General features: G+C 51.4%; 22 protein-coding genes and 1 other annotated feature. Of the genes, 20 read left to right on the top strand and 2 right to left on the bottom strand.

All coding sequences use genetic code 11. The annotated features are described in order from the left end of the window. Nucleotides 1–108: 108 nt before the first annotated feature. Nucleotides 109–621: a VC2046/SO_2500 family protein gene (locus BZG25_RS08360; protein ID WP_077638835.1), complete on the top strand. Its 513-nt coding sequence runs from the start codon at nt 109–111 to the stop codon at nt 619–621. Nucleotides 622–879: 258 nt separating this feature from the next. Continuing rightward, the gene (locus BZG25_RS08355) at nt 880–1,527 is read left to right on the top strand and encodes an SDR family NAD(P)-dependent oxidoreductase (protein ID WP_077606940.1); all 648 of its coding nucleotides are present in this window, start codon (nt 880–882) and stop codon (nt 1,525–1,527) included. 71 nt (nt 1,528–1,598) lie between these two features. Here the strand turns inward: BZG25_RS08355 and adhE are convergent, their stop codons facing one another. Further along, nucleotides 1,599–4,328 carry a bifunctional acetaldehyde-CoA/alcohol dehydrogenase gene (gene adhE, locus BZG25_RS08350; RefSeq protein ID WP_255352030.1) on the bottom strand — a complete coding sequence of 910 codons (2,730 nt, stop codon included), beginning with the start codon at nt 4,326–4,328 and terminating at the stop codon, nt 1,599–1,601. A gap of 562 nt (nt 4,329–4,890) precedes the next feature. On the opposite strand from adhE, the gene BZG25_RS08345 reads away from it, so the two are divergent. After that, the gene (locus BZG25_RS08345) at nt 4,891–5,529 is read left to right on the top strand and encodes a YchE family NAAT transporter (protein ID WP_046075349.1); all 639 of its coding nucleotides are present in this window, start codon (nt 4,891–4,893) and stop codon (nt 5,527–5,529) included. A 109-nt stretch (nt 5,530–5,638) separates the two neighbouring features. Further along, a complete protein-coding gene (locus tag BZG25_RS08340) occupies nt 5,639–6,487 on the top strand; it encodes an ion transporter (protein WP_046075348.1) in 849 nt (282 codons plus the stop codon). Between the two features lie 115 nt (nt 6,488–6,602). On the opposite strand, the gene cysS is transcribed toward BZG25_RS08340, so the two are convergent. Beyond that, nucleotides 6,603–8,003, bottom strand: coding sequence for a cysteine--tRNA ligase (gene cysS, locus BZG25_RS08335; RefSeq protein ID WP_077638834.1), 1,401 nt, complete (start codon nt 8,001–8,003; stop codon nt 6,603–6,605). A gap of 286 nt (nt 8,004–8,289) precedes the next feature. Between cysS and BZG25_RS08330 the strand changes: the two genes are divergently transcribed. The 16 genes from BZG25_RS08330 to pseB all read left to right on the top strand — a co-directional run bounded on the left by BZG25_RS08330 (nt 8,290) and on the right by pseB (nt 20,308). After that, nucleotides 8,290–8,814 carry a MarR family winged helix-turn-helix transcriptional regulator gene (locus BZG25_RS08330; RefSeq protein ID WP_077638833.1) on the top strand — a complete coding sequence of 175 codons (525 nt, stop codon included), beginning with the start codon at nt 8,290–8,292 and terminating at the stop codon, nt 8,812–8,814. A 143-nt stretch (nt 8,815–8,957) separates the two neighbouring features. Next, entirely contained in the window at nt 8,958–9,455 is a 498-nt protein-coding gene (locus BZG25_RS08325) for a peptidylprolyl isomerase (protein ID WP_046075345.1), read from the top strand. An 83-nt stretch (nt 9,456–9,538) separates the two neighbouring features. Next, a complete protein-coding gene (gene lpxH / locus BZG25_RS08320) occupies nt 9,539–10,273 on the top strand; it encodes a UDP-2,3-diacylglucosamine diphosphatase (protein ID WP_077638832.1) in 735 nt (244 codons plus the stop codon). Between the two features lie 29 nt (nt 10,274–10,302). After that, nucleotides 10,303–10,779 carry a YchJ family protein gene (locus tag BZG25_RS08315; RefSeq protein WP_077638831.1) on the top strand — a complete coding sequence of 159 codons (477 nt, stop codon included), beginning with the start codon at nt 10,303–10,305 and terminating at the stop codon, nt 10,777–10,779. 93 nt (nt 10,780–10,872) lie between these two features. After that, nucleotides 10,873–11,079, top strand: coding sequence for a hypothetical protein (locus BZG25_RS08310; RefSeq protein WP_046075342.1), 207 nt, complete (start codon nt 10,873–10,875; stop codon nt 11,077–11,079). Between the two features lie 143 nt (nt 11,080–11,222). Continuing rightward, nucleotides 11,223–11,361, top strand: a sequence feature (His leader region). A 34-nt stretch (nt 11,362–11,395) separates the two neighbouring features. Next, nucleotides 11,396–12,292 carry an ATP phosphoribosyltransferase gene (gene hisG, locus BZG25_RS08305; RefSeq protein WP_077606935.1) on the top strand — a complete coding sequence of 299 codons (897 nt, stop codon included), beginning with the start codon at nt 11,396–11,398 and terminating at the stop codon, nt 12,290–12,292. 6 nt (nt 12,293–12,298) lie between these two features. Then, on the top strand, nt 12,299–13,615 hold the full coding sequence (gene hisD / locus BZG25_RS08300; RefSeq protein WP_077638830.1) for a histidinol dehydrogenase: 1,317 nt from the start codon (nt 12,299–12,301) through the stop codon (nt 13,613–13,615). Between the two features lie 2 nt (nt 13,616–13,617). Continuing rightward, nucleotides 13,618–14,670, top strand: a complete 1,053-nt coding sequence (gene hisC, locus BZG25_RS08295; protein WP_108744019.1) for a histidinol-phosphate transaminase — start codon at nt 13,618–13,620, stop codon at nt 14,668–14,670. An 11-nt stretch (nt 14,671–14,681) separates the two neighbouring features. After that, on the top strand, nt 14,682–15,749 hold the full coding sequence (hisB, locus tag BZG25_RS08290) for a bifunctional histidinol-phosphatase/imidazoleglycerol-phosphate dehydratase HisB (protein ID WP_077638828.1): 1,068 nt from the start codon (nt 14,682–14,684) through the stop codon (nt 15,747–15,749). After that, nucleotides 15,749–16,348, top strand: a complete 600-nt coding sequence (gene hisH, locus BZG25_RS08285) for an imidazole glycerol phosphate synthase subunit HisH (RefSeq protein ID WP_077638827.1) — start codon at nt 15,749–15,751, stop codon at nt 16,346–16,348. Before hisB ends, hisH begins: the two co-directional genes overlap by 1 nt. 6 nt (nt 16,349–16,354) lie before the next feature. Then, on the top strand, nt 16,355–17,092 hold the full coding sequence (gene hisA / locus BZG25_RS08280) for a 1-(5-phosphoribosyl)-5-[(5-phosphoribosylamino)methylideneamino]imidazole-4-carboxamide isomerase (RefSeq protein ID WP_077638826.1): 738 nt from the start codon (nt 16,355–16,357) through the stop codon (nt 17,090–17,092). Beyond that, a complete protein-coding gene (gene hisF, locus BZG25_RS08275; protein WP_077638825.1) occupies nt 17,074–17,847 on the top strand; it encodes an imidazole glycerol phosphate synthase subunit HisF in 774 nt (257 codons plus the stop codon). Before hisA ends, hisF begins: the two co-directional genes overlap by 19 nt. Beyond that, the gene (hisIE, locus tag BZG25_RS08270) at nt 17,844–18,467 is read left to right on the top strand and encodes a bifunctional phosphoribosyl-AMP cyclohydrolase/phosphoribosyl-ATP diphosphatase HisIE (protein WP_077638824.1); all 624 of its coding nucleotides are present in this window, start codon (nt 17,844–17,846) and stop codon (nt 18,465–18,467) included. The genes hisF and hisIE overlap by 4 nt, the downstream gene beginning before the upstream one ends. Nucleotides 18,468–18,614: 147 nt before the next feature. Continuing rightward, nucleotides 18,615–18,896: a type II toxin-antitoxin system RelE/ParE family toxin gene (locus BZG25_RS16240; protein WP_077638823.1), complete on the top strand. Its 282-nt coding sequence runs from the start codon at nt 18,615–18,617 to the stop codon at nt 18,894–18,896. 13 nt (nt 18,897–18,909) lie between these two features. Then, nucleotides 18,910–19,224: a HigA family addiction module antitoxin gene (locus tag BZG25_RS08260; RefSeq protein ID WP_077638822.1), complete on the top strand. Its 315-nt coding sequence runs from the start codon at nt 18,910–18,912 to the stop codon at nt 19,222–19,224. A gap of 88 nt (nt 19,225–19,312) precedes the next feature. Next, nucleotides 19,313–20,308: a UDP-N-acetylglucosamine 4,6-dehydratase (inverting) gene (pseB, locus tag BZG25_RS08255; RefSeq protein ID WP_025738853.1), complete on the top strand. Its 996-nt coding sequence runs from the start codon at nt 19,313–19,315 to the stop codon at nt 20,306–20,308. The last annotated feature ends 8 nt before the right edge of the window (nt 20,309–20,316 follow it).

Genomic DNA, 20,316 nt, shown 5'->3' with positions numbered 1-20,316 from the left:
CAACCAAAGATATTTAAGCCAAACCAAAGAAAAGCGTTAAAGTTTCTCGTCTGCTGCCGATAGCCTAGTTATTACCGTATCGACCACGTCATAACTAGGGTAACCACAGTGACTATCCATACCATCGACAAAGCGCAGCTGATTAGCGACGTTCAGTTTGGGGACAACCTAAACCATGCGGTGGTACAAGGGCGTCGTTCCGACTTTGCGCTGATGATGGCGCTATTATCTGGTGATGCCAACGAGTCGACCCCGCTGACGCCGATTGATGCGCCCGTCAGCAATGATCAGGTGCTCCGTCAGCAGTTCCAACTGCCCGACCCACAACCTCTTGCCGCCAGTAATGAAGAAGACTATCAACGCGCCAGTGCGCAAGCCGATGCCTTTCATCGGGGCGGCATTGCCAGCGCCAACCTGCGCTTTCAGCTTGCCCCCGCGGCCATGCATTATCCCCCTCAAGGTACACACGGTTTTGACGAAGCGGTCTATCATAATTTATCTGGCCACGAGCGCCGTCATTTGACCGATACCGAGCCCAAGCGCCCTGCGTATAACCCCGCCACTTTGTATGAAAAGCTCACCACCTCACATTGCTTTGATAAAATGCGTGTGAGCGCATAATGCGTCAGATCGCAAGTCGATCTTGATGACATTGGTGGATCCTTTATCAAATTGTGATCCTCTATAGATTCCCGATATTCTTTTTGCCATTCCACCTGACGTTTTTAGTCTTTTTTTCGCAGTCCTCGTATTTATGGTCCAGTATTACACTCCCATGCTTGAATAAGGTGTGAGTAAGCTGTCACTTTCTCGTGACTTGCTTGGGTAAATAAATGCATCAGGTTGTTTTAATAGACTGATAATTATGAGGAAACTCTCATGAAGATCGATAGCGCAGTGGTCGTCATTACCGCAGGTGGTTCACCGTCTGGACGCGCCATGGCTGAGCATTTTTGCTCGCTTGGCGCCAACGTGGTGCTGCTCGATACCGAGTGGCCAGCGCTGCGCTTAAGTGCCGATCAATGCCGCAACTATCCGGGGCGCGTTCAGCCTATTTGTTTAGCTGACCATGAGCCTGACTCTATTCACGATGCGTTCAGCCAAGTTACTCGGCTTTTTGGTGGCATTGATGTGCTCATTAATCATTGGCAAGGGGATATCCTGCCTAAGCTTTTTGACAGTGACAATCAATGGGACACACCCAAAACACTCAGTGATACCACGTCACAATACTTTTTGGTCGTCCAACGTGCAGCAGAATGCATGCAGCAACGCGGTCGGCCAGGCGTGATCATTAATGTCGCGGGCACTCATCTCACGCCCGATACGGTTGCCAACGCCATGATTGGCGGTTTGACCCAGCGGTGGGCCAAAGAGCTTTCCGCGCTGAAAATTCGTGTCGGCGGTATTGTCCCGCGTCACCGAAGCCAGCCGAGTCGCGGTGTCGATGATGAGTTTATCCGCAATGCCGAGTACATCGTCTCCAACGATTCTTTTAACGGCCGGTTGTTAGAGGCAAGTGGGTAGAAGATCGCTCTCTCAAATACAAAAAGACCCGCCGAAGCGGGTCTTTGTCGTTAAGCGGTTACCTAGGTTAATTAGGCGTCTGCTTTTTCGTCTTTTTTCGCTGCTTTCGCGGCTTTAGTCGGTGCGGCGGCTGGTTGGTCATCTTTTTTCTTGATAACCGTGGTGCCTTCGAAGGTTTCACCTTCCACGTAAGGCTTACCGTAGTATGACGCAACCAACACTTCTTTCAGCTCTTTGATGAGTGGGTAGCGTGGGTTAGCGCCTGTACATTGGTCATCAAACGCTTCTTCCGCTAGCTCATCCAGTTTGGCCATAAAGTCCGCTTCTGGTACACCGGCTGCCTGAATTGAGACTGGGATATCCAGTTTCAGCTTCATTTCTTCAAGCCATGCTAGCAGGCGCTCGATTTTCTGTGCGGTACGGTCGCCGTCTTGTGCCAGGCCAAGGTGGTCAGCGATTTCTGCATAACGACGACGTGCTTGTGGACGGTCGTACTGCGAGAATGCCGTTTGCTTGGTTGGGTTATCATTGGCGTTGAAACGTACTACGTTGGAAATCAGCAGCGCGTTCGCCAAGCCGTGTGGCAAGTGGAACTCAGCACCGATTTTGTGCGCCATTGAGTGACACACACCCAAGAAGGCGTTAGCAAATGCGACACCGGCAATGGTGGCACCATTGTGCACTTTCTCACGTGCAATTGGGTCGTTTGCGCCGTGCGCATAGCTCGCTGGCAGATAGTCTTTCAGCAATTTCAGCGCTTGCAGTGCTTGCCCTTCTGAATATTCGTTAGAGAGGATAGACACATAGGCTTCCAGTGCGTGAGTAATCGCATCGTAACCACCAAAGGCTGTCAGTGACTTCGGCATGTTCATCACCAGGTTGGCATCAACAATCGCCATTTGTGGTGTCAGCTCGTAGTCGGCCAGTGGATATTTCGCCCCAGTTTCATCGTCCGTTACTACCGCAAACGGAGTCACTTCTGAACCGGTGCCTGATGTGGTTGTCACACAAACCAGCTCGGCTTTTTTACCCATTTTCGGGAATTTGTAGATACGTTTACGGATATCCATAAAGCGCATCGCTAGCTCTTCAAAGGCTGTCTGTGGGTGCTCATACATAACCCACATGATTTTCGCCGCGTCCATCGGTGAACCACCACCTAGGGCAATAATCACGTCTGGCTGGAAGCTCTTCATTGCTTCCGCACCTTTGCGCACCACGCTTAAGGTTGGATCCGCTTCTACTTCGAAGAAAGTACTCACGTCCATGCCTTGCGCTTTAAGCATTGACTCGATTTGCTCTGAATAACCGTTGTTAAACAGGAAGCGGTCAGTCACGATCATCGCGCGTTTCTTGTCTTCTAGGTCACTCAGTGCGATTGGCAAGCTGCCGCGACGGAAGTAGATAGATTTTGGTAGTTTGTGCCACAGCATATTCTCAGCTCGCTTCGCTACGGTTTTCTTGTTCATCAGGTGTTTAGGCCCAACGTTCTCAGAAATTGAGTTACCACCCCATGAGCCACAGCCCAATGTCAGTGACGGTGCAACGTTAAAGTTGTACAAGTCACCGATACCACCGTGCGTGGTTGGAATATTGACTAGGATACGAGCCGTTTTCAGGCGGTCACCAAAGTATTTGATGCGGTCTTGGTTCACATCTTGGTTAGTATATAGGCCAGAGGTGTGGCCGATACCGCCCATTTCTACCATTTTGCACGCCATATCGACCGCGTGCTCGAAGCTCTTGGCACGGAACATACCCAAGGTTGGCGACAGTTTCTCGTGAGCAAACTCTTCTTCGATGCTGATTTCCAGCCCTTCACCAATCAAGATTTTAGTGTCTGATGGCACGCTTACACCGGCCATGTCTGCAATCTTAGTGGCAGGTTGGCCCACGATATCAGCGTTAAGGTTACCGTTGATAAGTAGTACCTTACGCACTTTATCGGCGTCTGCTTTGCTCAATACATGGCCTTTGTGCGACGCAAAGCGTTCTTTCACTTCATCGTACACTTCGTCCATCACGATAACCGCTTGCTCTGACGCACACACCACGCCGTTATCGAAGGTTTTTGACATCAGTACAGACGCGACAGCACGTTTAATGTCAGCGGTTTCATCGATAACCACAGGCACGTTACCCGCACCCACACCAATCGCAGGTTTACCTGATGAGTATGCCGCTTTCACCATGCCTGGGCCACCGGTCGCCAGAATCAGGTTAATGTCGTCGTGCTTCATAAGTGCGTTAGAAAGCTCAACTGAAGGTTGGTCAATCCAGCCGATGATGTCTTTCGGTGCGCCCGCAGCCACTGCTGCATCGAGAACCAGTTTCGCGGCATCATTGGTCGAGTTTTTCGCACGTGGGTGTGGCGAGAAGATGATGCCGTTACGCGTTTTCAGTGAGATCAGTGATTTGAAGATCGCAGTAGAGGTTGGGTTAGTGGTTGGCACGATACCGCAGATAAGGCCAACGGGCTCGGCGATAGTCATGGTGCCGAATTCGTCATTCTCTTCGAGAATCCCGCAGGTTTTGTCGTCTTTGTATTTGTTGTAGATGAACTCAGAGGCGAAGTGGTTTTTGATAACCTTGTCTTCGAGGATACCCATGCCTGACTCTTCAACCGCTTGTTTCGCCAGTGGGATACGCGCGTTGTTTGCAGCCAGAGATGCGGCACGGAAGATCTTATCTACTTGCTCCTGTGAATAGGTCGCAAATTCTTGTTGTGCCTTTTTGACACGCTCAACCATCGCGTTGAGTTCAGCAATATTAGTGACAGGCATAGTCGTCTCCTGGTTCATATTTGAAAATCATTTAGTAATTGCTTAACGCCGCGTCTTTGCTTACTAAGCCATGTTTATCTTTGGTTAGTGTTGCCATTCGGTGCGTGGCATTTAGTAAATAACTTTCAAAACTGAGTATAAGTTTTCACAGCATGAGTAACTTGATCTCGATCAGTTGTTATCAAATCAACCACAATAAACTTTACGCTTAACCCCCACAGTTACTGGGTTTAATATTTTTGTAGCACAGAATGTATGTGTCTAAAATTTTCATCAAAGTAACATTTTTTTTACATGATGAGACAAGTCTATATGTCGATACTGTATGTAAATTTCAACAAAACGCCTGAAGATGGTTGTTTATACCCACGACACCGACCCTCAGTATAGTTTGCCGTGCGAAAGTTGCATGACGACAAATCGTTTGAGTGAGCCATCTTAAGTTGGTTCAAAACGTGCAACCACTGCATGCAGAAAATACATGGCTGAGTGGTTGGTTTTTAAACTGATATCGCTATACTGGCGCCATTGATTTAACCCGAGAGAAACTGGACTTCCTCACAGCATTACGAGAGTCACCATGGCCGCTTTCGACACCATGATTTTTGTGCAGTTTTTTGTCGGGCTTTTTGCCGCCGTTAACCCTATCGGTATCATGCCCGTTTTTGTCACCCTCACCGTACATCTTGATAAACAAGAACGAAACCGCACGGCATACACCGCAGCCATCGCGGTCGCGATCATTTTGATTGTTTCTCTGCTTGCCGGTCAGATGTTGCTGGATTTATTCAGTATCTCCCTCGACTCATTCCGGGTGGCCGGTGGCATGTTGCTGCTCAGTATCGCTTTTACCATGATGAACGGTAAGTTGGGTGAGGGTAAGCAAAACAAGCAGGAGCAATCCGAAACCATTAGTCGTGAACAAGTGGGCGTCGTGCCGCTGGCAATGCCGCTGCTCGCCGGGCCAGGTGCGATCAGCTCAACCATTGTGTATGGCTCTCAATACCCCGATACCTGGAGTACGATTACATTAATCACCACCCTCGTGCTGTTCTCTGCAGGAATCTGGGGATTATTTAAAGTCGGCCCTGCAGTAGTGAAATTTTTAGGCCAAACGGGTATCAACGTTATTACGCGGATCATGGGTCTTATTCTGGGCTCATTAGGCATCGAGTTTATCGCCTCTGGCATGCGCGCTTTGTTTCCTGGCCTCAACTAAACGCGCGGTCATCCCGTGCAGCGCGTAGTACTAGCAAGCCGGCACGCAGGCAGTTGCCGTGCCGGTTTTTTGCGGCTCAATCATGGAAGGTTTATAGCAAGGTAAGCGAATGAATAAGTCACAAAGCCGTCTTCAACATTATCTCTACACCACCATCTTTGGCACCGAGACGAAGCACGGGAAGGCATTTGATTTGGTGCTAATTGTGATGATTTTGGCCTCGATGGTGGTGTTGATGCTGGAATCCATCGCTAGCTTTCACGCTCAATGGTCGCAATGGCTCTATTGGATTGAATGGGGCTTTACCGGCATCTTTACCATCGAGTATTTACTGCGCCTTTATTGCTCTCCGCGCCCGTCTGCTTATGCGCGAAGCTTTTACGGCGTGGTAGATTTACTGGCGATTCTGCCCACCTATATCGCGATTTTTGTCCCAGGCACCACTTACCTGATGGTGGTACGCCTGTTGCGGGTATTGCGCATTTTCCGTGTTTTGAGGCTGATGCGCTTTTTGGAAGACTCCAACATATTGTTACGCTCGATGATGCTGTCATCGCGCAAGGTGATGATTTTCTTCTTCTCCGTGGCGATCCTGGTCACCGTCTTCGGCGCACTTATGTACGTGATTGAAGGGCCAGAGAATGGCTTTACCAGTATTCCCTATGCCATCTATTGGGCGATCGTCACCCTCACCACCGTCGGCTATGGCGATATTGTGCCGCAAACCGATATTGGCAAGGCACTCGCGTCTTTCACCATGTTGATGGGCTATTCGATTATTGCCGTGCCTACAGGGATCATCACCGCCGAAATCGGTCAGCAGATGTCACTGCATCGCAACTTGGTAAAATGCCCTAACTGCTCAAAAAGCGGCCATGAGTCCGACGCCTCATTTTGTAAGCATTGTGGCAGTGAGCTGCCGGAAGCCGATAAACGCGTGGTCACACCTGGGCTGTAACACTGGCTTCACGTTGAGTGACACGGCAGGCCTGCGTAAAAGTACGAGATACCGATAACAAAAAACGGAGCGGGTCGGCTCCGTTTTTAGTGGCTCAATGGCAAATAACAGTCGCTTACTTACGACGCCAAGTGGTGCCTTGCGGGCCGTCTTCCAGCACAATGCCCATCGCGGTGAGCGCGTCACGCGCGGCATCGGCGGTGGCAAAATCTTTAGCTTTACGGGCGTCATTACGTGTTTGAATGAGCGCCTCGATTTCAGCCACTTCATCATCAGCCCCTGCATCGCCTTGCAAGAAGCTATCGGCATCTTGCTCGAGCAAACCAAGGATTGACGCCAACTTGCGCATTTGCGCGCCCAGCGCGGATGCCGCCGCCTGATCATCGCCGCGCAGTCGATTAACCTCTCGAGCCATATCGAATAGCACCGAATAGGCCTCTGGGGTATTGAAGTCATCGTTCATCGCCGCTTCAAAGCGTGCCACGTATTCATCGCCACCGGCAGGTACGGCCTGTGTGTCTAAACCGCGAAGCGAGGTGTACAGACGCTCAAGTGCTGAACGGGCTTGATTGAGGTTTTCATCGCTGTAGTTCAACTGGCTGCGATAGTGACCGGACAGCAAGAAATAACGCACGGTTTCAGCATCATAATGAGCCAATACATCACGGATGGTGAAAAAATTCCCCAAGGATTTGGACATCTTTTCACGATCAACCATCACCATCCCGCTATGCATCCAGGTGTTGACATATGGGGTGTCATGGGCGCAGCAAGATTGGGCAATTTCGTTCTCATGGTGCGGGAACTGCAAATCAGAGCCGCCACCATGAATATCAAAATGTTCGCCCAAGATCGCAGAGTTCATTGCCGAGCACTCAATGTGCCAACCTGGACGGCCTGGCCCCCACGGGGATTCCCATGTCGGCTCGCCAGGTTTGGACATTTTCCACACCACAAAATCGAGAGGACTGCGCTTGGCTGTTTCAACATCCACACGGGCGCCCGCTTGTAGCTGATCGAGGTCTTGCTTTGACAGCTTGCCGTAAGCATCAAACTTGGCCACTTCAAACATCACGTCGCCATTATCTGCGACATAGGCGAAGCCACGCTCAATCAGCTTTTCTACCAGTGCGATGATTTCATCGATGTAGTCCGTCGCACGTGGCTCGATATCAGGACGCGCCATGTTTAAAGCATCAAAGTCTTGGTACATTTCACCGATCAAGCGCTCGGTCAATGCGTCACAGCTCTCGCCATTTTCCGCCGCACGCTTAATGATTTTGTCATCGATATCCGTGATATTACGGACAAAGGTCAAATCAAAGCCCAAGTAGCGCAAGTAGCGCGCAATCATGTCAAACGAAACAAAAGTACGCCCGTGACCAATATGACAGAGATCGTAAATCGTCACCCCACACACATACATGCCGATTTTTCCCGGCGTGATGGGTTGAAAGACAGCTTTATCTCGCGTCAGTGAGTTGTAGATCTTTAACGGGGGGGTTTGCGTCGACATAATAATTTGATGACTCGTTACAATAGTGACTTTGAGTAAGGTGAAGCAGCTATTACACCTTTTCTACTGGCATGACGCAAGCCTCTCACGCCGGCTAAGGCCTGTGAAACATTAAGACTGGGCTCACAAGTTACTACTAAAACCGAGATTATCGCTTGAGCTTTTTAAGTCTATTCATTTATTTTTCAATAAAGAATCTTTATCGATAAGTATTTATTGGGCAAACTGGCCCACTGACTGATTGGCACTCACCGATCTTATTGAGACTAACCGATGTGGCAGAATCATGACTGATAACGTAACCCCTTCCGCGCCCCAAGAGGACAAAGTTGACCTCATCTTACGCCAATGGCACGACGAGCGCCCAGATATCGACCCCAGCCCGATGGCGATCACGGGCCGTCTCGCACGGGTTTTGGGCAATATTAATCCCAAACTGCAACAAGTATTTGGCCAATATAACCTTAACCCTGGCGAGTTTGATGTATTGGCCTCCCTACGTCGTGCAGGCTCACCCTATACATTAACACCCAACCAGCTGCTCGATGCCTTGATGCTTACTTCGGGCGCGATGACCAACCGTATCGATCGCCTCGAGCAAAAAGGCTTGGTGTCTCGCAGCCCTGATCCCAACGATCGCCGTGGCGTCTATGTCTCACTGACAGACGCGGGTATGGGATTAATCGATAAAGCGGTGACGGATCATACCAACAATTTACACCAACTCTTGGCGGGTCTCACCGCCGATGAGCAAGCCGAACTCGCCGTGTTGCTTAAAAAATTACTCGCACATGTTGAGCCCGTGTCTTAATCGCTTTTTCCCGGCTCGCCTGAGATAAGGACGACTCAGGAATGATGATTAATTCCACATCCAGGGGATCTTTGCTTGATCAGCGAGTACTTTCGGCTAAAATCTGTGATCCTTTTTAGCCAAGCCAATGACAGGATTACATCATGGTGACTCTTCATACCACGTTCGGTGACATCAAACTTCGCATGTTTGCAGACGAAGCACCGGCTACGGTCGAGAACTTTTTACAATACTGCCGTGACGGCTTTTACGACGGAACCCTGTTCCACCGCGTGATTGACGGCTTTATGGTCCAAGGCGGTGGCATGGCCTCTGGCATGGAAGAAAAAGCAACCCGTGCGCCAATTAAAAACGAAGCTGATAACGGCCTCAGCAACTTGACGGGGCGCTTGTCGATGGCTCGCACCATGGAGCCGCACTCAGCAAGCTCGCAATTCTTTATCAACGTCAATGACAACCTGTTCCTCGATCACAAAGCTAAAACGCCAGATGGCTGGGGCTACTGTGTGTTTGCCGAAGTGGTTGAAGGCATGGATGTGGTCAACAAGATCAAAGGCGTTGCCACCGGTAACTGGGGTTATGTTCATCAGGACGTCCCGGTCGAAGAAGTGTTGATCAATAGCGTGACTATTGAAGACTGAAGTGACACTATCGAGCAAGGGTAGCCAAGGCTACCCTTTCTTTTTCGTCGCGACCCGCTTTCTATTAATGATAAAACCAACGCATGTCTCATACCCTCTTCATTGCTGATTTACACTTAAGCCCGACGCGGCAAGATATCACTGACTGCTTCGAACGATTTATGAAGCAAGAGGCGATAAATGCCGACGCCCTGTATGTTCTGGGGGATTTATTCGAGGTTTGGATTGGTGATGACGACAACAGCCCGTTTCATCGACAAATTAAAGCGGCGTTTTCCGCGGTGACTGAGCAAGGCGTGCCAGTGTACTTTATTCATGGCAATCGTGATTTTTTAATTGGCCAACGCTTTTCTAGAGAAACCGGCGTAACGCTGTTAAGAGAGCTTGAATGCATCGATTTATATGGCACCCCCACCCTGATCCTGCACGGAGATACCTTGTGCCTCGAGGATGTTGATTATCAGGCATTTCGCCGCAAAGTCCACCAACGCTGGTTGCAGCGACTATTTCTGAGCCTACCACTGACGTGGCGCCGCAAGATTGCGGCCAAAATGCGCGCGGGCAGTGCCAATGCCAACCAACAAAAGTCAACGTCCATCATGGATGTCACGCCGCAAGAGGTGCAGCGCCAGTTGGATAACGCCAATGTACGCCATATGATTCACGGCCACACCCATCGCCCTCATATCCACCAGTGGCACCAACACGGCACCGAGTACCGACGTATTGTGCTAGGCGATTGGTATCAACACGGCTCTGTGTTGGTGTGCAATGAACAAGATTGTGACTTGCAAACCCGCGACTTTACCCCTTTTTAAACCGTTCAGCGACTGGTTAAGAGATAGTTATGCAAACTGATTTATGCCCTTGTTGCAGCAATAAACCCTATCAAGATTGCTGCGCGCCGATTCATCAGAACCCCGCCAATGCTATCCATCCGGAGCAATTGATGCGTGCACGTTACAGCGCACACCCCGAAGGCTTGGTGGATTTTATTGTTGAGACCTACCACAGTGAATGCGGCGCCGAATCGTTTCGTGATGACATCACCACCATGACCCAGCACCAGTGGCAGTCGCTCGAGGTCGTAGATAGCGAGGTGTTGCAACAAGGTGAACTTGGCTTTGTCACCTTTAAAGCCCACTTTATCGCGCACGGCCAGCCCCAATCTCTGCATGAGCGTTCTCGTTTTGTTAAAGAGACGATCGATGGACAGCTTCAGTGGCGATATATCGATGGTGTGTTTCCCGGCCATGTCAAAGCAGGGCGCAACGATCCCTGCCCGTGTGGCAGCGGACGTAAGTTTAAAAAGTGTTGCAGTTAGCCTCTACCCTCCTCTGAGAAGACCTGGTTAAAAATCAATCAAGAATTCTTTTCCTTGGTCGATACTGATAGTAAGACCAGAGGAGGATGAATCATGAATTGGCTCGGCAATCTCAGTCCCGTGTATCGCACACCACATGCACCGCCAACCAAAGTATGGGCAATTCGAAAGCAAGCCCATATTGAGGAGCGCAAGCAGCGTCGCTTAGATGACCCATCGGATCACCATGCGTCGCCGCAGGCTGAAAAAGAGAGCGCGCCTCGCAAAAAAGATGATGGCTCGCTGGATGTTTATGTCTAGGCGTCACCGCTTGTCATGCTAGGCGGTGAAAAAATCTCCATGTTTGTAGTTGCAATCTAAGCTGACTTTGATATTGTCAAAAAAGAAATAAGATTGACCAACGTAAATGGACATCAAAAAATGACTTCATCGCTAATGACAATGCATCACCACCATCATCCTGACTAGTCTTTCGGGAGGAATGGTTTCGACTGGAAGACGAGTAAAAAGCGCTTCCGTCGGTCATTAGCCAGCTAACAGATTCAGACCCTCGGGAGCACCGTCTTCCGAGGGTTTTTTCTTTTTTAGCTTTTCATTTTTAGACAAGGAAGCACACATGCAAACACAACGCTTACGTATCGCCATCCAAAAAAAGGGCCGCCTCGCCAAGGAGTGCCAAGAGCTGCTTAAACGCTGCGGGGTAAAAATCAATTACACCGGTGAACGTTTAGTGGTTCACGCCGAAAACATGCCCATCGATCTGCTGCTGGTGCGCGATGATGATATCCCGGGCCTTATCATGGACGGCGTGGTTGATTTAGGGGTGATTGGCGAAAACGAATTAGAAGAAGTACGCCTTGAGCGCATCAAGCTGGGCGAGCCGAGCCAATATCAACTACTGCGCCGACTCGATTTCGGCGGCTGCCGTCTCTCTATCGCCCTCGATAAAGACCAAAGCTATAACGGTCCACAAGATCTAGCCAGCCAACGGATTGCCACCACCTACCCCAATATTCTCAAAGCCTATATGGATAAACAGGGGGTAAACTTTAGCACCTGTATGCTCAATGGCTCCGTCGAAGTCGCGCCGCGTGCGGGACTAGCCGATGCGATTTGTGATTTGGTCTCAACCGGCGCAACTTTAGAAGCCAATGGCTTGAAAGAAGCCGAAGTCATATTCCGCTCAAAAGCAGTATTGATCCAGCGTGAAGGCAGCTTCAGTGAAGAGAAAACCGCATTGATTGAACGCTTGCTCACCCGCATGCAAGGTGTCATCCAAGCCAAAGAGTCCAAATACATCATGCTCCACGCACCCAGCGAAACCTTAGAGCAAGTGGTCGAGCTACTCCCCGGCGCGGAAGATCCCACCATCTTGCCATTAGCCCACGAAAAGAGCCGTGTCGCGGTGCACTTGGTCAGTACCGAAAATCTGTTCTGGGAAACCATGGAAAAACTGAAGCAGTTGGGTGCAAGCTCAATTTTGGTCCTGCCGATTGAAAAGATGATGGAGTAAATCACCATGCGTACTGTGGTCTGGAAATCACTCGGAGAGTCACAAAAAGAAGGCTTAATGCGCCGTCCGGCTATCACAACCGGCGCGCAAACCCAAGCGAGCGTCGCGGATATTATCGCCGATGTCCGTGAGCGAGGCGATGAAAGCTTAAAAGCATTGACCCAAAAGTTCGATGGGGTCGAACTCGATAGCATCAAACTCGACAAAGCGACCTTGGCCGAGGCTGAAGCGCGCTTGGGAGAAGATATCAAGCTATCCCTGCGCCAAGCCTACGATAACATCAGCACCTTTCACCGTGCGCAAAAAGCGCAGCCATTGAAAGTCGAAACCATGCCGGGGGTGGTGTGCGAATCCATTACCCGCCCGATTAACCGCGTGGGGCTGTATATTCCCGGCGGTAGCGCGCCCTTACCCTCGACCGTATTGATGTTAGGCGTGCCCGCACAAATTGCTGGCTGCCGAAAAGTGGTGCTCTGTACCCCACCGCCGGTGGCCGATGAAATCTTATACTGTGCCAAACTGTGTGAGATTGATGAAATTTATACCCTGGGCGGCGCACAGGCGGTGGCGGCGATGGCCTTTGGCACTCAAAGCGTGACCAAGGTGGATAAGATCTTTGGCCCGGGTAATGCCTATGTCACCGAAGCCAAACGTCAAGTGAGCCTTGCCGCCAATGGCGCGGCCATGGACATGCCTGCCGGCCCCTCGGAAGTGTTAGTGATTGCCGATGCCGGCGCGGATCCAGACTTTGTTGCCGCCGATTTACTCAGCCAAGCAGAGCACGGCCCCGACTCGCAAGTGGTGCTGGTGACCCCTGCCCCAGAGATGGCAGAGAAAGTGGCGGATGCGGTGCAGCAGCAATTAACCACACTCAGTCGTGCGGAGATTGCCAAGCAAGCGCTGGGCAGCAGTGTGATTATCATTGCCGACACCCTCACCCAATGCGTATCTATTTCTAACCGTTATGGGCCGGAGCACTTGATTGTGCAAACCCAACAACCAAGGGATTTGTTGCCCCTGTTGGATAACGCTGGCTCGATTTTCTTGGGCGCATACTCGCCCGAGTCCGTGGGTGATTACGCCTCTGGCACCAATCACGTGCTCCCTACTTATGGCTATACGCGCACCTACAGCAGCCTTGGGCTGGCCGACTTTACCAAGCGAATGACGGTGCAAGAGCTTAGCGACACCGGTTTGCAAACATTGGGCCCGACAGTGATGCGTATTGCCGAAGCAGAAGGCTTGGATGCACACCGCCAAGCAGTCGAAATTCGTCTCACTAAACTACAACAAGCCCAAGCTTCAGAGGACTCGTTAGCATGAGCATCGAAAAACTCGCCCGTGAGCAAGTACAAGCGCTTACTCCCTATCAGTCAGCCCGCCGCATCGGTGGCAGCGGGGATGTCTGGCTCAATGCTAACGAGTCACCCTTTGACAACGCTTACACCGTAAGCGGTCAGGGACTCAATCGCTACTCCAGCTGTCAGCCCAATGCATTGATCAATGCCTATGCGGATTATGCAGGCGTCGAAACAAACCAAGTCATTACCACTCGTGGCGCCGATGAAGGGATTGATTTGTTGCTTCGTGCCTTTTGCGAGCCAAACCAAGATAGCGTGCTGATCTGCCCGCCTACCTATGGCATGTATGCGGTCAGTGCGGAAAACCAAGGTATCGCCACTACCCAAGTGCCGCTCACCGCCGACTGGCAGCTGGACATGGCGGGGATTGATAGCGCCTTGGAGGCAGATGCCAACATCAAGCTTATCTTCGTGTGTAGCCCCAATAATCCGACCGGCAATCTGATTAACCGCGACGACATTGAGGCGCTACTCACCCGCACTCAAGATCGCGCGATTGTGGTACTGGATGAGGCCTATATTGAATTTAGTCCAGAAGCGACCTGCACCGACTTGCTCGCACGCTTTGAGAATCTGGCCATTTTGCGCACCCTATCCAAAGCGTTTGCCCTAGCAGGACTGCGTTGCGGCTTTACCCTTGCCAGCCCCGCTATTATTAACTTGATGCTTAAGGTGATCCCGCCGTATCCCGTGCCGGTCCCCGTGGCAGATATTGCCGAGCAAGCGCTCTCCGAGGCCGGTTTGGCGCGGATGAAATACCAGGTTTTGGATTTGACCGCCAACCGTGCCTACCTGCAAGCCGGCCTCAGTATGCTGCCCGGCGTTGAGGTGCACCCGGGCTTTGGTAATTATCTACTCATCACGCTGGATGACGCCGACGCGGTGTTCGCACGTTTAGGACGTGCAGGCATGATTGTGCGCCAGACCGCCGTGGCCAACAGCTTGCGCATCAGTATTGGTAACCGTGACGAATGTGAAAAAGTGTTGGCCTTTATCCGCCAGCCACTCAGTGAATAAGGACAACCACTGTGAAAGACAAGATTTTATTTATTGACCGTGATGGCACCTTGATTGTGGAGCCGCCTGAAGACTATCAAGTGGATCGTCTGGATAAATTGGCCTTTGAGCCGGGCGTGATCCCCGCGTTACTGAGCCTGCAAGCGGCGGGTTACACCTTGGTGATGGTGAGCAATCAAGATGGTCTGGGAACCGAGAGCTTCCCGCAAGCGGACTTTGATGCGCCACACAACATGATGATGGCCCTGTTTCGCTCACAAGGGATCCATTTTGAAGACGTACTGATTTGCCCGCACTTTGATAGCGATGACTGTAGCTGTCGCAAGCCCAAATTAGGCTTGGTGAAAGACTATCTACAGCAAGGACGGATTGATTTCGCCCAATCGGCTGTGATTGGCGATCGCGACACCGATATCACCTTAGCGAACAATATGGCGCTACAAGGCATCAAATATCAACGTGACGTGATGGGCTGGCCACAGATTGTCGAGCGCCTCACCCAGCAGCCGCGACTGGCCAGTGTCACTCGCACCACCAAAGAAACCGATATTCAGGTGGATGTTAACCTGGATAAGAGTGGCGGCAGTCGCATTGAAACGGGACTGGGCTTTTTTGACCACATGTTGGATCAAATCGCCACCCACGGCGGCTTTCAGCTCAACGTTCGCGTTAAAGGCGATTTGCACATCGACGACCACCACACCATTGAAGATACCGCCCTCGCCTTGGGCGACGCACTCAAACGGGCGCTGGGAGATAAACGCGGTATTGGCCGCTTTGGCTTTAGCCTGCCGATGGATGAATGCTTGGCGCAATGTGCATTGGATTTGTCCGGACGCCCCTATTTGAAATTTGAAGCCAGCTTCCCACAGCCACAAGTGGGCGATATGTCTACCGAGATGGTGGGACACTTCTTCCGCTCATTGACCGATACCTTGGCCTGTACCCTGCATCTGACGGTGTCGGGCGAAAACACCCACCACTTGGTGGAAAGCTTATTTAAAGCCTTTGGCCGCACCCTGCGTCAAGCCATCAAGGTCGAGGGCGACGCCCTGCCAAGCAGTAAAGGAGTGCTGTAATGCGCAAACAGACTGTCATTATCGATACCGGCTGCGCCAATGTGTCCTCGGTACGCTTTGCTGTTGAGCGTTTGGGGTATCAAGCAATACTAAGCCGCGATCCAGACGTGGTGCTAGGGGCGGATAAGCTCTTTTTGCCCGGCGTCGGCACGGCCAGTGAAGCGATGAAAAACTTGACCGAACGCGGCTTGATAGACTTAGTCAAACAGGTTGAACAGCCACTACTGGGGATTTGTCTTGGCATGCAAATGCTAGGCACTTACTCGGATGAAGGCGACAGTCCCGTCGAATGTCTCGGCCACATCCCCGCCCCCACCAAACTGATGGATACCGCGGGGCAGCCTCTGCCTCATATGGGGTGGAACCGGGTTGCCACTGTTAATGATCATCCTCTGTTCGATGGCATTGTCGCGGGGAGCCACTTTTACTTTGTCCACAGTTACGCGATGCCGGTCGGCGATTACACCTTGGCACAATGTCATTATGGCCATGCGTTCAGTGCGGCTATCAATCAAGGCAACTACTACGGGGTTCAGTTTCACCCTGAGCGCTCGGGCAAAGTGGGCGCGCGTTTGATTCAGAATTTTTTGGAGATGTAAGCAAGGATGATTATACCAGCACTCGACTTGATAGACGGCCAAGTGGTGCGCCTTTATCAAGGGGATTATCAGCAAAAAACCGACTACAGTTTTGACCCGCGTGAGCAGTTTGCGCGTTACCATCAAGCGGGCGCAGATTGGTTGCACCTCGTGGATTTAACCGGTGCCAAAGACCCAACTGCGCGTCAGGTCGATTTAATCACCGAGATTTTGCAATCAACGCCTGCCAATATCCAAATTGGCGGTGGCGTGCGTACCGAAATGGACGTGATTGAGCTACTGAACACGGGTGCGCAGCGCGTAGTGATCGGCTCCACCGCGGTTAAATCCCCCGATTTGGTTAAAGGCTGGATGCAAACCTACGGCCCTGACCGCATTGTATTGGCACTCGACATTCACATCGACAACGACGGGACGCGACGCGTGGCGGTGTCCGGCTGGCAACAAGACTCCGGCGTCACCATTGAAGCGCTACTCGACAATTATCTGTCCGTCGGGCTCAAGCATGTGCTGTGCACCGATATCTCCCGCGATGGCACCTTGCAAGGCAGTAATGTGGCGCTTTACCGCGACTTGTGTCAGCGCTATCCGAGCATTGCGTTTCAATCGTCAGGCGGCATTGGCAGTCTCGAAGACATTCGCGCCTTACGCGATACTGGCGTCGCAGGCGTGATCGTCGGCCGCGCCCTACTGGAAGGCAACTTTAGCGCAGAGGAGGCGATCGCATGCTGGCAAAACGGATAATTCCTTGTTTGGACGTCCGCGACGGACAAGTAGTAAAAGGCGTGCAATTTCGCAATCACGAAATCATCGGCGATATCGTCCCGCTCGCCAAACGCTACGCTGAAGAAGGCGCCGACGAGCTGGTGTTTTATGACATCACCGCCTCCAGTGACAGCCGGGTGGTCGATAAAAGCTGGGTCAGTCGCGTCGCGGAAGTAATTGATATCCCCTTTTGTGTTGCCGGTGGGATTAAATCCGAAGCCGATGCTCAGCAAATCTTGGAATTCGGCGCGGATAAGATATCCATTAATTCACCGGCCTTGGCCGACCCGAGTTTGATCACACGGCTGGCCAATAAGTTTGGCGTGCAGTGCGTGGTGGTCGGGATTGATTCCTTCTTTGATGAAGCGACCGGGCACTATCAGGTCTATCAATTTACCGGCGATGAAAGCCGTACTCAGGCCACGCCTTGGCAAACCGCCGCCTGGGTTGAGGAAGTCCAACAGAGAGGCGCAGGCGAAATCGTACTCAATATGATGAACCGCGACGGCGTGCGCCAAGGCTATGACTTAACCCAACTCAACATGGTGAGAGAGCGCTGTCAGGTGCCTCTGATTGCCTCCGGCGGTGCCGGTGAAATTTCGCATTTCGCCGACGCCTTTTTACAAGCAAATGTCGATGGCGCGCTGGCTGCCTCGGTGTTTCACAAGCAAATCATCGCGATAAGCGAATTAAAACAAACATTAAAACAACAAGGGATCGAGGTAAGAGTATGACGGCAGCATGGGTAGAACGTATCGATTGGGAGAAAAACACCGGCTTGGTGCCTGCAATTATCCAACACAGCGATAGCGGCCAAGTGTTAATGCTGGGCTACATGAATGCCGATGCACTGAACGCGACGCTCGAAACCGGTCGCGTCACCTTTTGGTCGCGCAGTAAATCGCGTCTTTGGGTAAAAGGCGAAAGCTCCGGCCATGTATTAAGCCTAGAGCACATTGCACTCGATTGCGATCAAGACACCTTGTTGGTCACGGCGACGCCACACGGGCCCACCTGTCACCTCGGCACGACCACCTGCTTTGACAGTGATAATAAACCACCACACACGGGCCCCGGCTTTTTGTCGAGCCTAGAGCAAGTGCTTGCCAGCCGCAAAGACGCCGAGCCTGATGACTCTTACACCGCGAGCTTATTTGCCAAAGGCACCAAGCGTATCGCGCAAAAAGTGGGAGAAGAAGGGGTTGAAGTCGCCCTCGCTGCCACGGCAGGCGATAAAGCCGAGCTATTAAACGAAAGCGCCGACTTGCTTTATCACCTGTTGGTATTGCTACAAGACCAAGAGCTTAGCCTCCATCAAGTGACCGAAGTCCTCGCCTCTCGCCATCAAGGCTAACGACCACGCACTTTAACCTAAACATAGTCCCTTCAAAGCGCCGCCCACATGCGGCGCTTTGTGTGACGCAAGTTATCTCACTCGCAATTTAAGAGATAATACACGCCTTTGATTGACGCCCATCCCATGCCAAAATACGTTTGATGCATGATCAAATCATTCGCAGATAAACGAACGCAGGCACTATACTCAAATGGAACGTCAAAGAGGTTCCCTGCCGAGCTGGCGGTACGTGCGGCAAGAAAGTTGGAGTATATCGATCTCGCCACACAACTCGATGATCTCAAGGTACCGCCCGGTAATCGCCTTCACGCTTTGTCAGGAAACAGACAAGGGCAACATGCAATAGCGATAAACAAACAGTGGCGCATTTGCTTTCGTTTTGAAGACGGTGACGCGTATGACGTCGAGGTTTGCGACTACCACTAATGAGGTAACAGTGATGACGATTTTCAACACAGCTGGAATGCAACGCCAACCGACGCATCCTGGAGCCATGTTGCGCGAAGACTTTCTGCCCGATTACGGCTTAAGCGTAGAACAATTGGCTGACGCTTTGGGCGTTTCTCGTCAATCGATGACTGCCGTATTGGATGAACGCAAAGCCATGAGCCCGGAGCTGGCGCTCCGTCTCGCTCGTCTGTTTGGTAACTCGCCTGAGTTTTGGCTCAATGCGCAAAGGGCCGTTGATCTTTGGGAGGCGTCGCAATCAATTAAACACGAGGTAGCAAAAATAAAACCGCTTGGTGTCGCTTAATCGCGCGTCATGGCCGTAGCAGATCGCCAAATCCTGCTCAGATCAGTTAAACTGCCTGTATTCCCGACAGTTAGTGACAAGGCGTCCTATGTTTAACGGCAAATCCATTCTGATCACCGGCGGTACTGGTTCTTTTGGTAAAAAGTACGTCCGCACCCTGCTTGAACGCTATCAACCACGCCGCCTCGTGGTGCTCTCTCGCGATGAGCTCAAGCAATATGAAATGCAGCAAACCTTTAACGCCCCTTGCATGCGCTATTTTATTGGCGATGTGCGTGATGGCGATCGTTTAATGCAAGCGATGCAAGGCATTGATTATGTGATTCATGCTGCTGCGCTCAAGCAGGTACCTGCCGCCGAATACAACCCGATGGAGTGTATCAAGACCAACATTCACGGCGCAGAGAATGTGATTCGTGCCGCGATTGCCAACGGGGTGGAAAAGGTGATTGCGCTCTCGACCGATAAAGCCGCCAGCCCCAATAACCTCTATGGCGCCACCAAACTGTGTTCAGATAAATTGTTTGTCGCCGCTAACAATATGACCGGGGGCCAAAAGACACGTTTTTCGGTGGTGCGCTATGGCAATGTAGTCGGCTCGCGCGGCTCTGTGGTGCCTTTGTTTAAGAAAAAGGCAGCGGAAGGTGCGGATCATTTACCCATTACCCATCCTGAAATGACCCGCTTTTGGATTACCTTGCAGCAAGGGGTGGATTTTGTGCTGAAAAACTTTTCGCGCATGTATGGCGGGGAAATATTTGTTCCTAAGATCCCATCGGTTCGTCTGACGGATCTCGCCAGCGCCTATGCCCCGAACACACCCGTCAAGGTGATAGGCATTCGCCCCGGCGAAAAAATGCATGAAGTGATGTGTCCGGCTGACGATGCGCATCTGACGCTCGAATTTGCCGACCATTACGTGATTTGTCCCACCATCAAGTTCTACGACGCCGATGATGACTATCGAGAAAATGCGTTGGGCGAAAAAGGACAGCCCGTGCCAGAGGGCTTTGAGTATCAATCAGGCACTAACCCAGATGTGTTAACTGTCGAGGCCATTTTGCAACTCGACACCGAGCAGTAAAGGAGTAT

This window comes from Salinivibrio sp. ML198, from assembly GCF_001996015.1.
Classification (GTDB): domain Bacteria; phylum Pseudomonadota; class Gammaproteobacteria; order Enterobacterales; family Vibrionaceae; genus Salinivibrio; species Salinivibrio siamensis.
This window is presented reverse-complemented; position numbering and strand designations above follow the sequence as displayed.

Excerpts from the sequence above, each read along its gene's own strand:
- BZG25_RS08355 (WP_077606940.1), top strand. The coding sequence starts at position 880 with ATGAAGATCGATAGCGCAGTGGTCGTCATTACCGCAGGTGGTTCACCG.
- adhE (WP_255352030.1), bottom strand. The coding sequence starts at position 4,328 with ATGAACCAGGAGACGACTATGCCTGTCACTAATATTGCTGAACTCAAC.
- BZG25_RS08345 (WP_046075349.1), top strand. The coding sequence starts at position 4,891 with ATGGCCGCTTTCGACACCATGATTTTTGTGCAGTTTTTTGTCGGGCTT.
- BZG25_RS08340 (WP_046075348.1), top strand. The coding sequence starts at position 5,639 with ATGAATAAGTCACAAAGCCGTCTTCAACATTATCTCTACACCACCATC.
- cysS (WP_077638834.1), bottom strand. The coding sequence starts at position 8,003 with ATGTCGACGCAAACCCCCCCGTTAAAGATCTACAACTCACTGACGCGA.
- BZG25_RS08330 (WP_077638833.1), top strand. The coding sequence starts at position 8,290 with ATGACTGATAACGTAACCCCTTCCGCGCCCCAAGAGGACAAAGTTGAC.
- BZG25_RS08325 (WP_046075345.1), top strand. The coding sequence starts at position 8,958 with ATGGTGACTCTTCATACCACGTTCGGTGACATCAAACTTCGCATGTTT.
- lpxH (WP_077638832.1), top strand. The coding sequence starts at position 9,539 with ATGTCTCATACCCTCTTCATTGCTGATTTACACTTAAGCCCGACGCGG.
- BZG25_RS08315 (WP_077638831.1), top strand. The coding sequence starts at position 10,303 with ATGCAAACTGATTTATGCCCTTGTTGCAGCAATAAACCCTATCAAGAT.
- BZG25_RS08310 (WP_046075342.1), top strand. The coding sequence starts at position 10,873 with ATGAATTGGCTCGGCAATCTCAGTCCCGTGTATCGCACACCACATGCA.
- hisG (WP_077606935.1), top strand. The coding sequence starts at position 11,396 with ATGCAAACACAACGCTTACGTATCGCCATCCAAAAAAAGGGCCGCCTC.
- hisD (WP_077638830.1), top strand. The coding sequence starts at position 12,299 with ATGCGTACTGTGGTCTGGAAATCACTCGGAGAGTCACAAAAAGAAGGC.
- hisH (WP_077638827.1), top strand. The coding sequence starts at position 15,749 with ATGCGCAAACAGACTGTCATTATCGATACCGGCTGCGCCAATGTGTCC.
- hisA (WP_077638826.1), top strand. The coding sequence starts at position 16,355 with ATGATTATACCAGCACTCGACTTGATAGACGGCCAAGTGGTGCGCCTT.
- hisF (WP_077638825.1), top strand. The coding sequence starts at position 17,074 with ATGCTGGCAAAACGGATAATTCCTTGTTTGGACGTCCGCGACGGACAA.
- hisIE (WP_077638824.1), top strand. The coding sequence starts at position 17,844 with ATGACGGCAGCATGGGTAGAACGTATCGATTGGGAGAAAAACACCGGC.
- BZG25_RS16240 (WP_077638823.1), top strand. The coding sequence starts at position 18,615 with ATGATCAAATCATTCGCAGATAAACGAACGCAGGCACTATACTCAAAT.
- BZG25_RS08260 (WP_077638822.1), top strand. The coding sequence starts at position 18,910 with ATGACGATTTTCAACACAGCTGGAATGCAACGCCAACCGACGCATCCT.
- pseB (WP_025738853.1), top strand. The coding sequence starts at position 19,313 with ATGTTTAACGGCAAATCCATTCTGATCACCGGCGGTACTGGTTCTTTT.